The sequence below is a fragment of the Pseudomonas sp. Pse79 genome (genome assembly GCF_024519615.1).
GTDB lineage: Bacteria > Pseudomonadota > Gammaproteobacteria > Pseudomonadales > Pseudomonadaceae > Aquipseudomonas > Aquipseudomonas veronii.
In genome coordinates, this window is sequence record NZ_JALJRR010000007.1 from 26,740 (window position 1) to 42,131 (window position 15,392).

The 15,392-nt window shown below is 63.1% G+C and carries 10 protein-coding genes; 7 read left to right on the forward strand and 3 right to left on the reverse strand.

Annotated features, from left to right (window positions below):
- Positions 1 to 15: 15 nt before the first annotated feature.
- The 3 genes from NR164_RS11040 to NR164_RS11050 all read right to left on the reverse strand — a co-directional run bounded on the left by NR164_RS11040 (position 16) and on the right by NR164_RS11050 (position 2,764).
- On the reverse strand, positions 16 to 1,101 hold the full coding sequence (locus tag NR164_RS11040) for a 5-(carboxyamino)imidazole ribonucleotide synthase (protein WP_046381615.1): 1,086 nt from the start codon (positions 1,099 to 1,101) through the stop codon (positions 16 to 18).
- Positions 1,102 to 1,112: 11 nt separating this feature from the next.
- Positions 1,113 to 1,604, reverse strand: coding sequence for a 5-(carboxyamino)imidazole ribonucleotide mutase (purE, locus tag NR164_RS11045; protein WP_017850010.1), 492 nt, complete (start codon positions 1,602 to 1,604; stop codon positions 1,113 to 1,115).
- 251 nt (positions 1,605 to 1,855) lie between these two features.
- The gene (locus tag NR164_RS11050; protein WP_017850011.1) at positions 1,856 to 2,764 is read right to left on the reverse strand and encodes a LysR substrate-binding domain-containing protein; all 909 of its coding nucleotides are present in this window, start codon (positions 2,762 to 2,764) and stop codon (positions 1,856 to 1,858) included.
- A gap of 182 nt (positions 2,765 to 2,946) precedes the next feature.
- Between NR164_RS11050 and aspA the strand changes: the two genes are divergently transcribed.
- The 7 genes from aspA (at position 2,947) to NR164_RS11085 (ending at position 15,286) form a co-directional block, all read left to right on the forward strand.
- Complete coding sequence (aspA, locus tag NR164_RS11055) at positions 2,947 to 4,371, forward strand: aspartate ammonia-lyase (RefSeq protein WP_017850012.1); 1,425 nt, start codon at positions 2,947 to 2,949, stop codon at positions 4,369 to 4,371.
- Between the two features lie 380 nt (positions 4,372 to 4,751).
- Positions 4,752 to 6,203, forward strand: coding sequence for a sodium:alanine symporter family protein (locus tag NR164_RS11060; RefSeq protein WP_046381614.1), 1,452 nt, complete (start codon positions 4,752 to 4,754; stop codon positions 6,201 to 6,203).
- 72 nt (positions 6,204 to 6,275) lie between these two features.
- A complete protein-coding gene (locus tag NR164_RS11065; protein ID WP_193040243.1) occupies positions 6,276 to 7,253 on the forward strand; it encodes an asparaginase in 978 nt (325 codons plus the stop codon).
- A gap of 129 nt (positions 7,254 to 7,382) precedes the next feature.
- Positions 7,383 to 11,978 carry a hypothetical protein gene (locus tag NR164_RS11070; protein WP_256822752.1) on the forward strand — a complete coding sequence of 1,532 codons (4,596 nt, stop codon included), beginning with the start codon at positions 7,383 to 7,385 and terminating at the stop codon, positions 11,976 to 11,978.
- 59 nt (positions 11,979 to 12,037) lie between these two features.
- The gene (locus NR164_RS11075) at positions 12,038 to 13,030 is read left to right on the forward strand and encodes an AraC family transcriptional regulator (protein ID WP_017850016.1); all 993 of its coding nucleotides are present in this window, start codon (positions 12,038 to 12,040) and stop codon (positions 13,028 to 13,030) included.
- 133 nt (positions 13,031 to 13,163) lie between these two features.
- The gene (locus tag NR164_RS11080; RefSeq protein WP_256822753.1) at positions 13,164 to 14,198 is read left to right on the forward strand and encodes a histone deacetylase family protein; all 1,035 of its coding nucleotides are present in this window, start codon (positions 13,164 to 13,166) and stop codon (positions 14,196 to 14,198) included.
- Positions 14,195 to 15,286, forward strand: coding sequence for a polyamine ABC transporter substrate-binding protein (locus NR164_RS11085; protein ID WP_256822754.1), 1,092 nt, complete (start codon positions 14,195 to 14,197; stop codon positions 15,284 to 15,286). The genes NR164_RS11080 and NR164_RS11085 overlap by 4 nt, the downstream gene beginning before the upstream one ends.
- The last annotated feature ends 106 nt before the right edge of the window (positions 15,287 to 15,392 follow it).

Below are 15,392 nucleotides of genomic sequence, written 5' to 3' on the forward strand. Positions count from 1 at the left end.
CCGCCGCCCCCGGGATTATTGCTCGGCGATCAACGCTTCGACCTTGAGGATCTGCGCTTGCAGCGTCGCGCGGTCCTGGCAACGCAGGTTGGCGTGGCCGACCTTGCGCCCGGTCTTGAAAGCCTTGCCGTAGTGATGCAGGTGGCAGTCGTCGATGGCGATGACTTTTTCAACCGGCGGGACCACGCCGATGAAGTTGAGCATGGCGCTCTCGCCCACCTTGGCTGTGGAGCCCAGCGGCAAGCCCGCCACCGCGCGCAGGTGGTTCTCGAACTGGCTGCACTCGGCGCCTTCGGTGGTCCAGTGCCCGGAGTTGTGCACACGCGGGGCGATTTCGTTGGCCTTCAGGCCACCGTCGACTTCAAAGAACTCGAACGCCATCACGCCGACATATTCCAGCTGCTTGAGCACACGGCTGGAATAGTCTTCGGCCAGGGCCTGCAACGGATGGTCGGTGCTGGCCACGGACAGTTTGAGAATGCCGTTGTCGTGGGTGTTGTGGACCAACGGGTAGAAGCGGGTCTCGCCATCGCGGGCACGCACGGCGATCAGCGAAACTTCGCCGGTGAACGGCACGAAGCCTTCCAACAGGCAGGCCACGCTGCCCAGTTCGGCGAAGGTGCCGACCACATCGGCGGCGGTGCGCAGGACTTTCTGGCCCTTGCCGTCGTAACCCAGGGTACGGGTTTTCAGCACGGCCGGCAGGCCGATGCTGGCGACGGCGGCGTCCAGGTCCGCCTGGGACTGGATATCGGCGAAGGCCGGGGTCGGAATGCCCAGGTCCTTGAACATGCTCTTCTCGAACCAGCGGTCACGGGCGATGCGCAAGGCTTCGGCGCTCGGGTAGACCGGCACGAACTGCGAGAGGAAGGCCACGGTTTCGGCCGGGACGCTTTCGAACTCGAAGGTCACCAGGTCGACTTCTTCGGCCAGTTGGCGCAGGTGGTCCGGGTCGCTGTAGTCAGCGCGCAGGTGTTCACCCAACGCGGCCGCACAGGCATCCGGCGCCGGGTCCAGGAAAGCGAAGTTCATCCCCAGCGGCGTTCCCGCCAGGGCCAGCATGCGACCCAGTTGGCCGCCACCGATTACACCGATTTTCATCGTCAACAACCTCAGGCGATACGTGGGTCTGGATTGTCCAGCACGCTGTCTGTCTGCTCAGCACGGAATTTTTTCAGCATCGCGTGGAACTGCGGGTGCTTGGCGCCCAGGATGCTGGCGGACAGCAAGGCGGCGTTGATCGCGCCGGCCTTGCCGATCGCCAGGGTCGCCACCGGGATACCGGCCGGCATCTGCACGATGGACAACAGCGAATCCACGCCCGAGAGCATCGACGACTGCACCGGCACGCCGAGTACCGGCAGGTGGGTCTTGGCCGCACACATGCCTGGCAGGTGCGCTGCACCGCCGGCACCGGCGATGATCACCTCGATGCCACGGGATTCTGCTTCATCGGCATACTGGAACAGCAAATCCGGGGTGCGGTGGGCAGAGACCACTTTCACTTCATACGGAATGCCGAGTTTTTCCAGCATATCGGCGGTGTGGCTAAGGGTGGACCAATCGGACTTGGAGCCCATGATCACGCCAACCAATGCACTCATCGTCGTGCCTCTTCTCTCTGGGCGCCCGCAGGCGCGTCAAAAAACAACAAGCCACGCGGGAAATCCGGCGTGGCTTGGTGTACGAAATTTGGCCGGTTGGACCGGCCGAAGGCCGCGCAGTATACCGTAATAACGCAGATAAACAGCCCCTGGAATGACCATCTGTCTAGCGGCGCAAACCGGCGGTTTTATTGACTTAAGAGTCAGCGAAAACCCCACAAAACCCCTCCCACAGTTAAGCGGTGCTGGACTCACGTATTCTGCGCGGCTCCACCTTCCAGCTTGCGCCACAACAACCGCACGTTTGCCTTACGCACCAAGGCACAGCGGTACAAACGAATCTCCAACGGCACATGCCACTGCGGACCGCCGCAGACCACCAGCTCACCCCGGGCCAACTCGGCACGCACGCTCAGTTGCGGCACCCAGGCGATGCCCAGGCCTTCCAGGGCCATGCTTTTGAGGCTGTCGGCCATCGCGGTTTCGTAAACCGTGGTGAAGCGCAGGGCACGTTGGCGCAACAGCAGGTTCACCGAACGCCCCAGAAATGCCCCGGCGCTGTAGGCCAACAGCGGCACACTGCCTTCACCTTCCAGGTCGAACAGTGGTTTGCCCTCGGCATCGGCGGCGCACACCGGGAGCATTTCGGTATTGCCCAGGTGCAGTGACGGGAAGATCTCCGGGTCCATCTGCATTGCCGCGTCGGGGTCGTAGAACGCCAGCATCAAATCGCAGCCGCCTTCGCGCAGGGCATGCACGGCATCACCGACGTTGGTGGCGACCAGCCGGGTGGCAATGTTCAGACCTTCGTTGCGCAACTGCGCGATCCAGCGCGGGAAGAAGCCCAGCGCCAGGGAGTGGGCCGCCGCCACTTGCATGACTTCGCCCTGCCCGCCTTCCAGATGGTGCAAATGGCGCAGTACTTCACCGAGCTGCTCGACCACCGTGCGCGCGGTCACCAGGAACAACTGCCCCGCAGCCGTCAATTCCACCGGCGTGCGCGAGCGGTTGACCAGGGTCAGGCCCAGCGCGGCTTCGAGGCTGCGGATACGTCGACTGAACGCCGGCTGGGTGACAAAGCGCCGCTCAGCAGCCTGGGAAAAGCTGCGCGTCGCCGCCAGGGCGCTGAAGTCTTCCAGCCATTTGCTCTCAAGGTTCATCAGTTCCTCCCACGGGTATGCACCATTTTGGCACACACGCCCGCCATGATAGCCGGGTCACACGCCTATTATGCCGTTTGTGCATAGGCCAGTGTTTAACAGCATTGGCCCAAAAACTTCCACAAGCCTAGCATTCACAGCGTTCCGGCCAGTTCCGGGTCCATATCGAGATGATTTCCGTCATGTCCTCCGCTGCATCATTCCGCACAGAAAAAGACCTGCTTGGCGTACTCGAAGTACCTGCTCAAGCGTATTACGGCATCCAGACCCTGCGAGCGGTGAATAACTTCCGCCTCTCGGGCGTTCCGATTTCGCATTACCCGAAATTGGTGGTCGGCCTGGCAATGGTCAAGCAAGCCGCCGCTGACGCCAACCGCGAGTTGGGCCAGCTCAGCGAAGCCAAGCACGCTGCGATCAGCGAAGCCTGTGCCCGCCTGATCCGCGGCGACTTCCACGAAGAGTTCGTGGTGGACATGATTCAAGGCGGCGCTGGCACTTCAACCAACATGAATGCCAACGAAGTCATCGCCAACATCGCGTTGGAGGCCATGGGCCACAACAAGGGCGAGTACCAGTACCTGCACCCGAACAACGACGTGAACATGGCGCAGTCGACCAACGACGCCTACCCGACCGCGATCCGCCTGGGTCTGCTGTTGGGCCATGACGCGCTGCTGGCCAGCCTCGACAGCCTGATCCAGGCGTTCGCCGCCAAGGGTGTCGAGTTCAACCATGTACTGAAAATGGGCCGCACCCAGTTGCAAGACGCCGTGCCGATGACCCTCGGCCAGGAATTCCGCGCCTTTGCCACCACCCTCAACGAAGACCTGGCCCGCCTGAAAACCCTGGCGCCGGAGCTGTTGACCGAAGTGAACCTGGGCGGCACCGCCATCGGCACCGGCATCAACGCCGACCCGCGCTACCAGGCCCTGGCCGTACAACGCCTGGCCACCATCAGCGGCCAGCCACTGGTGCCGGCGGCGGACTTGATCGAAGCCACCTCCGACATGGGCGCCTTCGTATTGTTCTCCGGCATGCTCAAGCGTACCGCGGTGAAGCTGTCGAAGATCTGCAACGACCTGCGCCTGCTGTCCAGCGGCCCACGTACCGGCATCAACGAGATCAACCTGCCGGCCCGCCAGCCTGGCAGCTCGATCATGCCTGGCAAGGTCAACCCGGTGATCCCGGAAGCCGTCAACCAAGTGGCCTTCCAAGTGATCGGCAACGACCTGGCCCTGACCATGGCAGCCGAAGGCGGCCAACTGCAGTTGAACGTGATGGAACCGTTGATCGCCTTCAAGATCTTCGACTCGATCCGCCTGCTGCAACGGGCCATGGACATGCTGCGCGAGCACTGCATCGTCGGCATCACCGCCAACGAAGCCCGCTGCCGCGAGCTGGTGGAGCACTCCATCGGCCTGGTCACCGCGCTGAACCCGTACATCGGCTATGAAAACGCCACCCGCATCGCGCGTATCGCCCTCGAAAGCGGCCGCGGCGTGCTGGAACTGGTGCGCGAAGAAGGCTTGCTCGACGACGCCATGCTCGACGACATCCTGCGCCCCGAAAACATGATTGCTCCACGTTTGGTCCCGCTGAAGGCCTAAGCGTTTGTTGCACCGCTCACCAGGTTGAGGGACTAGACACCTCTCACCTTTTGAGGGCCTGAAGGCTCGTTCTTCAGGCCCTTTTTTTTGCCTCAAGGTTGTGAAATGACGCCCATAAAAATTCCAATATCGCCCCTGCCCGCCACACCCTGGCTGAAACCTTTAATCAGCCCAGGCAGACGGATCACGTTCGCCTAGGTATAGTGCCGCCCCTCTTCGCGCCAGCGGCCATCGGTAACGAGGCCCGGACACACGCGAAAACGCATGAATAACAACACCCGCAAAAGGATCGGGTCGAACCGTCGCGCACTGCCTGGTGCCAAGTGACAGCGTCGAACCGTCCTGCGTTTGCCATTAGAAAAATCAGCGAGGAACACTCCATGCTCGAAGTCATCAACGACTTCCTCTCAGGGAAAGTACTGATCGTGCTCATTGTCGGGCTCGGCGGTTATTTCACGATCCGCTCGCGTTTCGTTCAGTTGCGTCACTTTTTCCACATGTTTTCGGTGTTTCGCGACAGCCTGAAAAACAGCTCCGACCAGCTCAGTTCGTTCCAGGCGCTGATGCTCAGCCTGGCCGGCCGCGTCGGTGCCGGTAACATCGCCGGCGTCGGCATTGCCGTGACCCTGGGCGGCCCCGGTGCCGTGTTCTGGATGTGGGTCACCGCGTTGGTGGGCATGTCCTCGAGCTTTATCGAGTGCTCCCTGGGCCAGTTGTACAAGCGCACCGACGCCGAAGGCACCTTCCGCGGCGGCCCGGCTTATTACATCCAGCACGGCCTGCACAAGCGCTGGCTGGGCATGGTGATGGCGTTCCTGCTGCTGGTGACTTTCGGTTTTGCCTTCAACGGCCTGCAAGCCCATGCCGTGACGCATTCGCTGAACAACGCCTTCGGCCTCGACACCACCTACACCGGCCTGGCCCTGGCGGCATTGCTGGGCCTGGTGTTCATCGGCGGGATCAAGCGGATCGCCTCGATCGCCGACCTGCTGGTGCCGGTCAAGACCCTGGTCTACATCGCCGTGACCCTCTACGTGATCGTGCTGCAATTCGACCACGTGCCGGCCATGCTCGCGACCATCGTCAAGAGCGCGTTCGGCCTCGACCAGGCCTTCGGCGGCCTGGTGGGCAGTGCGATCATCATGGGTGTGAAGCGCGGCGTATTCGCCAACGAAGCCGGTTTGGGCAGTGCGCCTAACGTGGCGGCGGTCGCGTCGGTGGAACATCCGATCGCCCAAGGCGTGGTGCAAGCGTTCAGCGTGTTCCTCGATACTTTCGTGATCTGCACCTGCACCGCCTTGCTGATCCTGCTCTCCGGTTTCTACACCCCGGGCTTTGAAGGCGACGGCATTGCCCTGACCCAGAACTCCCTGGCAGCCGTAGTCGGCGACTGGGGCCGGATGTTCATCTCGGTGGCCCTGGCGTTGTTCGTGTTCACCTCGATCATGTACAACTACTACCTCGGCGAGAGCAACCTGCGCTTCCTGGTCGGCAACAACCGCAAGGTGCTGATGGGCTACCGCGCGTTGGTGCTGGTGCTGATTTTCTGGGGTTCGATCGAGAACCTGAGCACCGTGTTCGCCTTCGCCGACATCACCATGACGATGCTCGCGTTCGTCAACCTGTTCGCCCTGGCGTTCCTGTTCAAGATCGCCATGCGTATCCTGAATGACTACGACAACCAGCGCGCGGCGGGGATCAAGACCCCGGTGTTCGACTCCAGCCAGTTCCCCGACCTGGACCTGGACCACAAGGCCTGGCCGGCCAACCCGGTGAAACCGGAGCCTGCCGCTAAAGCGCCTGCTGAATCGATCGCACTGTCGCAACGCTAAGCGCAGATGACACGCCGCCTGGCCTTGGGCATGCTCTGGGCTTGGCGGCGTTTTTCGTTCAGGAGATTTTCGATGCAAGCAGCTAACAACGTCATGGTGCTCTACACCGGCGGCACCATCGGCATGCAAGCCAGTGCCAACGGCCTGACCCCCGCATCCGGTTTCGAAGCCCGCATGCGCGAACAACTCGCCAGCCAGCCGGTGCCTACATGGCGCTTCCGGGAAATGTCGCCGCTGATCGACAGCGCCAACATGACCCCGGCCTACTGGCAGCGCCTGCGCACTGCCGTGGTCGAAGCCGTGGACGACGGTTGCGACGCGGTGCTGATCCTGCACGGCACCGACACCTTGGCCTACAGCGCAGCCGCCATGAGCTTCCAACTGTTGGGCCTGCCGGCGCCGGTGCTGTTCACCGGCTCCATGCTCCCGGCCGGCGTACCCGACAGCGATGCCTGGGAAAACGTCAGCGGTGCGCTGCTGGCCCTGGGCCAAGGCCTGGCGCCGGGTGTGCAGTTGTACTTCCACGGCACGCTGATGGCGCCGACACGCTGCGCGAAAGTCCGCAGCTTCGGGCGTCACCCGTTCGCCGCGTTGCAACGCCAGGGCGGCGTGGCCCGCGCCGCGTCGATTCCTGCAGCGCTGGACTACCGTCAGCCCAAGGCCCTGGCCAATGTCGGTGTGCTGCCGTTGGTGCCGGGTATCGGCGCGCCCCAACTGGACGGTTTGATCGGCAGCGGCCTGCAGGCGCTGATCCTGGAATGCTTCGGCAGCGGCACCGGGCCCAGCGATAACCCCGAGTTCCTCGCCAGCCTCCAGCGCGCGCAGGCGCAAGGCGTGGTCGTGGTCGCGATCACCCAATGCCATGAGGGCGGCGTGGAACTGGACGTGTACGAAGCCGGCAGCCGTTTGCGTGCAGTGGGCGTGCTGTCCGGTGGCGGCATGACCCGCGAAGCGGCGTTCGGCAAACTCAACGCGCTGCTCGGCGCCGGGCTCGACACCCAGACCATCCGGCGCCTGGTGGAACTCGATCTGTGCGGTGAACTGGCCTGAATCGTACAGCCGAACCCGCGTAAAAACCCTCGGCCAACTATATAGTTAGCCTCCTCCCTGCCTTGCCGCTTTCTAGCATGCCGAAGCTGTTCTTCCGGCAGCGTCCATGAAATGGCAAGGCAGGAACTCATGAGCCAACAAACCTCCACCCTTCGTTACAACCCCTCCGATACGCTGGTCACCCAACTCTGCGTCGGCCCCGCCTTCCGGGAAGCCGCCAGCACGCTGTTACGCCGCTCGTTGCAAGAACTCTACCCGGACCTGGGCATCGACCCGGACATCGCCATGGTCGGCACGCCGACATGGGGCATTGTCGACGATGAAATCGTCGCCGGCCCCACCGCGCACCAAACCCTCACCGACATCCTCACCAATCAGGCCATCTCAGGTGAACCCGCGCTCTACATCGAAGGCGCGCACTACCTTATCCAGCCAAAAAACCAGCAACCCACCGCGCACCTGCCGGTACGCATCACGCAGATCGCCACCCTGATCAACCTGCTGGCACCGGTGATGCTCACCGCCTACCAGGAACAGCAAGTGGCGTTCTGGAACTCCAGCAACGGCACCTCCGGCCCCCACTGGCAAGCCTTGTCCAGCACGCTGCGCTCGGTGTGGAACGTGACCCGCGTCGACGGCTGGGACGAACAGGACTGCGCCATGGCCCGCACGCTGTACGCCGCGCCGGAACTGACACGCCGCCAGAGCGACGATGCGTTCGCCTGCCGCGCCTACCTGGTGGACGTCGATCAGGTCGATGGCGCAACCGTCACCCACCTGGGCCTGCTGTCGATTGCCGTGCTGATCGGCAACCACGACGGCGAGACGCTTATCCTCACGTACTCCCTGTTCAACGGCTACGAGAAATTCGCCACGCTGGAGCAACTGGGCCAGAGCTTGCCCGGCTACGTAGGTCGCCATGCACCCACTGACATCCAATGGCGACTGTTCGAACCCACCGGGCATTTTTTCGATCACCAGGCTTGCACGCTGATTGCCCAACAGCTTGCGTTCATCGGGCAGCTCGACACTCAGCAACTGCGGCGCACCGCCCCCAGCGAATCCTCACTCAACCTGCCACCGGCCACCCAAGAGCTGGTCGGCGAAAAGCAACCCGACCTCAAACCCTACCTCGACGCACTCCCGTCCTGGCTGACGTCCGCCTCCACCACCGACCTGAGTCTCTACGCACGCTACCTGAAAGACCTCGCCGCGCTGCACAGCCTCAACGCGGGCAAGTCCTACGACGATGACATCCCGCACATCCAGACCTACGCGCTCGACAGACTGCGCGCCGAAATGCTCAAGGACCACACCGACGCGGCGAACCTGCGCCTGGAGAACATCGAGATTCAGGTACGCAGCCCGATTGTGTGGGGCAGTTTCACCCTGCCGGGCAAGGTCGACACCACCACCTTCAGCCTGGCCGACCTGGCCCTGCAAAACCTGATCGGCCTGCCCCTCGGCGACAAAAGCGTGCGCTTGCGCAACAGCAGCAGCGTGCCGGCGTGGCTGACCATGGCATACATCGAAACGCTGATCCGCAAGGTGGACGTCGGCCAACACTACCCGGCCCTGGCCAAAAGCAAGTTGCTCGACAACCCGCTCGAATCCAGCCGCCGACGCGCCCTGTACAGCAGCCATTTGCGCATCCAACTGCCGCTGCAAGCCTTGCAATACAAGATGAGCCGACACGCCGGGATCGACGAACTGGGGTATCGCTACGTCGCTGCCGTGCTGGCGCCAGAGGCAGCGGACCGTCAGGTCGACGGGCAAACCATCGTTCTTCGTCCCCTGGCCTTCCTGCCGAAAAACCGCAGCGCCGACACGCAAGACGTGGTGAGCAACATGTTTGTGATTGGCCCCCAGGACGCGAACGCCGGGCCCTGCCTGTTGTATCGCCCGATGGCGGAATTACAACTGCTGCAATATCCGTCACCGGCCGACCTGCTGTATGCGATCCGCCAATCACGCCACCTGCGCGACTCGGTCCTGGCCTGGCTGCCGGACAACGTGCGCGACGACTACGCACGCTACGCATTCCCTGGCGAACTGCCCTCGCCCTGGGCAGTCGTGACGTTGCTGGTGGACCCGGTCAAACTCGTGATGATGAGCGGGCCCATGGACCTGGGCATGCAAGCGCTCAGCGGCGAGCTGCCCGACGAACTGTTCAAGGCCAACGCCAACGCGCTGATCACGCTGGCCGACCGTCAGTCGGCGTCGAATGCCGAAAGTCGCTGGGCCTCGCTCAAGCAGGCGGGCTGGCTGATATTCAACGCAGCCCTGCCGTTCCTGGGCCGCACCGTGAACACCGCCGCCTGGATCTGGCAGATCCTGGATCAGGTGCAAGCGGTCGTCGACGCGCAACAGCAGAAGGACAAACCGGCCGAATGGTCCGCCCTGGCCGGGCTGTTGCTCAACCTGGGCATGGTGTTGACCCTGCACATCGCCAGCCGCGAAGCGCCGTCAGCCCCCGCCTTGAGCAAGGACGAGCCGGCACCGAAACCTGCCACCCAGCCCGAGGTGATCGCCAAACCCGTGACAGTCAAACAATTGGCCAACCTTTCGGCAGTTGAGCTGCCAGGCAATCACCCGCATGCACTGCACACCCTGGCCGCGATCAACCGCAGCCCCAGCGACCTGGGCAGCCTGCTGGACAGTTTCAAGGTCGAAAAGCCGAAGGTGCGCAACAAAGCCTCATCGCGCATCGGCCCCCATCGCCACCTCTACCCGCTGCTCGATAAATGGTACGCACAGGTCGGCGAACGCTGGTTCGAAGTGACGGTGGATGAGAATGACGAAGTGCAGATCACCGATCCCCAACAACCCGCGCGCAACGGTCCCTTTCTGATCGGCAATCTCAAGGGCGAGTGGTTCATCGACACCCGGCTGCGCCTGCGTGGCGGCGGTTCAAGAAGCCGGGAGCGCAAAGCCCGGGCGCAAGCCGAACGCCAGGCCAGCCAACTGCGCAGGCAGATCACCGCCTTCGAGCAACAGAAAAAGACCGCCCAGGACACCCTGGAAAAGACTTATCAGGCACTGGTTGACGCGCCGCCCACCTCGGCCCAGGCCGCGCAAAGGGCTTACCTCGATCAACTGGAGGCCCAACGCACAGACTACGAGACCGCCCTGAAAAACCTGAAAGAATTGAATGTACTTGCCCCAACGCCGGACTACCTGCACAGCGCCGTGGGGTATCTCAAGGCTCAGTTGAGCCTGAGCTGGGCCGGGCTCAACGAAGTGCTCAAGGCCTTTACACCCAAACTCCGTACAATCCTCGACCACATCGCGAAGCAGGCCGCCGATGCCCGCGTGCGCAACATCCCCGACGCGCGGCAAATGAACGCAATACTGCACGGCATGATCGAGCGCCTGGACTACTTCGAAACGCGGTTCAACGAACTGCGTGACCTGCCCGGCGAAGGCCTGCGCCTGATCAAGAACACCAAAAGCCTGCTGCCTGCCTACAGCAGCGGCGACCTCAAGGCGTTGCAAGTCACCTTGGCCCGCAACCTGTGCCTGCGCGAAACCACCACCCTCAGCGCACCACTGGCATGGGCCGCCATCGACCATATTGTCGACGCCTGCGACATCGCCATCCAGGCCCTGCGCGACACCCTGCGCGAGCGCAGTGACAAGCGCATCGACGAACAGATCGAGACCCTGAGCAGCCTGATCGAACAGTTCACGGTGCTGGGCGAGCGCCTGCAGGACTTTCCCACGGAATTCCCCAGCGTCTCCCTGACGGAACCGTTGACCCGCCTGCGCGAGCAACTCGGCGAGTACACCAAACGCGCCAGCACCCATCTTGCGCAAATGGCCGACCGACGCACCGCGCTGAGAGCCACCCCCAGCCCGCCGCCCATCCCGCCACACCCGCAGAAAAAATTCATCCGCACCCGTTACCACGGCATGGTCGTCGGTGAGCCGCAATTGTCCGCCACAGGCCTGGACACCGGGCTGGTGGATGTTCGCTCGCCCCTGTCCAACACCGTGGTGGCCACGTTTCACGAGAAACCGGACGGCTTTTGGGTGCAACGGGCCAGGAGCGAACAAACGGTGAACACGCCCATCGACCTGCAAACCAGCGTGGACGCCGGCCAGAACCTGCTCGACGGCCTACCGGACTTCAAACAACGGATCACCGGCCTGGCCAACCAAGCCCAACGCACGCCCATCGGCATCGAATACTTGTACCATCAACACGCCCAGCGCCTGGAGCAAGCCACGCGCAGTATCGAGCAAGCCCTGAGCCAGAAGAACCTCGCGCAAGGCGACGTGGCCCTGGCCAGCACCGTCAAAAAGACCCTCAGCGACGCCACCACAGCCCTCTATCAACAATCCGTAGACAATGTGTTGAGGATGACCCAACAGCACCCGCCGACACCCTCCGGCGTGCAATGGTTGAAGGCCCGCAACGCGATAAGCATCAAAAAAACCATCAGCCGCCGACGCATCAAATCCGCCCGGCCGGATTACCTGGACGAATACACCATCACCGACCGCAGCACCCATAAGGTGCTGTGGTATGCACACTTCCACTACTCGACCGACTGGACCACGCCCAGGGCGTTTATCAGCGCGCGCCTCAAGACACCGCAGGAACACAGCCTGGGCGCGGCAGCCGACACCACCAAAGGCCTGAGCAGCGCACAACGCGTGGCATTCCACCGCAGCGAGATCAACGAGAGTCAGGCCAGTACGCTGTTTTTCAACCTCGCCTGACACACGGCCGACGGCACACAACTTGCTCTTTCACCGTACCTGACACGTTGGAGCCGTCGATGCTGCACGCTCATCTCACCACCCTCAACGCGGTGTCGCTGGTGCTCGACACCTTCAAGGCCCAAGGGCTGCCCAGCGAGGCCTTGCTCGCGGGCAGCGGCATCTGCGCGGCGGACTTGAGCCGCGCCGACACGCGCATTACCACCAATCAGGAAATGCGCGTATGCGCCAATGCCGTGGCCTTGCGCCGGGATGTCGGCCTGGCGCTGGGCCGCCAGATGCATGTGTCGGCCTACGGCATGCTCGGTTACGCGCTGCTGACGAGTGCCACCTTCGGTGACGCTTTGCGCCTGGCGCTGCGCTATCCGGCGCTGCTGGGAACACTTTTCAAGCTGAGCCTGGAGGCGGACGGCGAGCGCATCTGGTTTACCGCCGCGGACTATCGCGAAACCCCGGCCATGCAGATGTTCAACGTCGAACTGTGCCTGGCCTCGCTGAAGGTGATCTGCGACGACCTGCTCGGCCAGCCGCTGGCGCTGCTTGGCGCACGCTTTGAATACAGCGCGCCGGATTATCGCGCGCGCTACAGCGAGTGTTTCGCCTGCCCGCTGCAGTTCGACGCCGGCACCAACGCCTTCGCCTTCGACAAGCGCTGGCTGGACCAGCCCCTGCCCCTGGCCGACGCCGTGACCCACCAGGCCATGGCCGAGCGGTGCCGCAAACAGAACCTGGAGTTCACCGGCCGCCAGGCGTGGCTGGGCAGAATCCGCCAGTTGCTCACCAGCCAACTCGGCGCCGCGCCGGGGATCGAAGGCCTGGCCGCACAGATGAACTGCTCGCCGCGCACCCTGCGCCGCCACTTGCACGACCTGGGGTGCAGTTATCAGGAACTGCTCGACGAACTGCGCTTCGAGCGCGCCAAGCAATGGCTGGCGGCGGATGAACTGCCGATCTACCGCATCGCCGAGCAACTGGGTTTCAGCGAAACCGCCAGCTTCCGGCATGCCTTTGTGCGCTGGAGCGGCGTGGCGCCGAGCCAATTTCGTGCATGACGCCCCATTGATGGGCGAATTGCGGACACATAATTTGGCCCGATTTATCCCCTTTTGGCCGCTCCTGCCGTTCTCATAAAGCGCCCCGCCCGCAAGACTGCAGGCACCGATACCGCCTGCGGAGAACAACAAAATGCTGACGATCTACTCGGACGATCACCACCTGCACCACGGCCGCTGTGAACTGATGGACGGGCAACTGATGCCCTGCTTCGAAATGCCCTCGCGCGCCGACCACGTACTGCAACGGGTCAAAGCCCGTGGGCTGGGCCCGGTCCTTGCCCCGCAGGACTTTGGCCTCGCGCCGCTGCAACGTGTCCACAGCCGCGACTACCTGGACTTCTTCAAAGGTGCCTGGCAACGCTGGACCGCATTCGGCGAGGACGGCGACCTGTTGCCCTACACCTGGCCCGCCCGCACCTTGCGCCGCGTGCTGCCCACCAGCCTGCACGGCCAGCTCGGTTACTACAGCTTCGACGGCGGCGCACCGATTACCGCCGGCACCTGGCAAGCGGCCTACAGCGCCGCCCAGGTCGCGTTGACCGCACAGCAAGCGATCCAGCGCGGCGCCCACTGTGCGTTCGCGCTGTGTCGCCCGCCGGGGCACCACGCCGCCAGCGACTTGATGGGCGGTTATTGCTACCTCAACAACGCCGCCATCGCCGCCCAGGCGTTTCTCGACCAGGGCCATCGCAAGGTGGCGATCCTCGACGTGGACTACCACCACGGCAATGGCACTCAATCGATCTTCTACGCACGCAACGACGTGCTCTTTACCTCGATCCATGGGCATCCGGAGGCGGAGTTCCCGTTTTTCCTGGGCTACGCCGATGAGCTGGGAGAAGGCGCCGGGGAAGGCTTCAACTTCAACTACCCGTTGCCGGCCGGTTCCGGGTGGGCGCGCTGGAGCGCGGCGCTTGACGAGGCGTGCAGGGAAATCGAGCGCTATGACGCCGACATCATCGTCGTGTCGCTGGGTGTGGACACGTTCAAGGACGACCCGATCTCGCAGTTCAAGCTCGACAGCCCGGACTACCTCGCCATGGGCGCACGCATCGCGCGCCTGGGCAAACCCACGCTGTTTGTGATGGAAGGCGGCTACGCCGTGGCAGAAATCGGCATCAACGCCGTCAACGTTCTAGAAGGTTTTGAGGGGTCCCTCCAATGAACATGCTCAAGTCGCTCGTCCTCTGCGCCGCCGTTCTCGGTAGCGCGGCCCATGCCGAAGAGAAAACCCTGCGGGTCTACAACTGGTTCGACTACATCACGCCCAAGGCGCTGGAAGACTTCAAGGCGCAGAACCCCGACGTCAAACTGGTGTACGACATCTTCGACACCAACGAAGCCCTGGAAGCCAAGCTGCTCACCGGCAACTCCGGGTATGACGTGGTGGTGCCGTCCAACGTGTTCCTCGCCAAGCAGATCGAAGCCGGAGTATTCCAGCCCCTGGACCGCAGCCGACTGCCGAACTGGAACCACCTTGATCCCAAGCTGATGAAGCTGCTCGAGGCCAACGACCCCGGCAATAAGTTCGCCGTGCCCTACATGTACGGCACCATCCTGATCGGCTTCAACCCCGACAAGGTCAAGGCCGCGCTGGGTGCCGATGCGCCGGTGGACAGCTGGGACCTGATCTTCAAGGAAGAAAACATCAGCAAGCTCAAGCAGTGTGGCGTCGCGCTGCTCGATTCGCCGTCCGAGATCCTGCCGCTGGCCCTGCAGCACCTGGGCCTGGACCCCAACAGCAGCAACCCCAAGGACTATGAAAAAGCCGAAGCGCTGCTGATGAAAGTCCGCCCGTACATCACCTACTTCCACTCCTCCAAGTACATGGCCGATATCGCCAACGGTGACATCTGCGTGGCCGTCGGTTATTCCGGCAGCTTCTCCCAGGCCGCCAACCGCGCCAAGGAAGCCAAGAACGGCGTGATCGTGGACATGCGCCTGCCCAAGGAAGGCGCGCCGATCTGGTTCGACATGCTCGCCCTGCCCAAAGGCGCGAAAAACCCGCAGGACGCCTACACCTTCATCAACTACCTGCTGCAACCACAGGTGATCGCGCCGATCAGCGACTTCGTCGGTTACCCCAACCCGAACAAAGACGCGACGGAACTGGTTGACCCAGCGATCCGCCACAACCCCAACCTGTACCCCACCGAGGCGGCGATGGCCACGCTGTATACCCTCAAACCCCTGGGCCGCGACGCCGAGCGCGCCCGGACGCGGGCGTGGACCAAGATCAAGTCGGGGACATAGAGGCCGCCCGCTATCTAACTACCACCTCCGGACGGGCACGCGCCCTAACGTGGTCGAGGTCCTGGGTTGCCGTCGGCAACCCGCCTCACCTCGCCCGTCAGGAGCC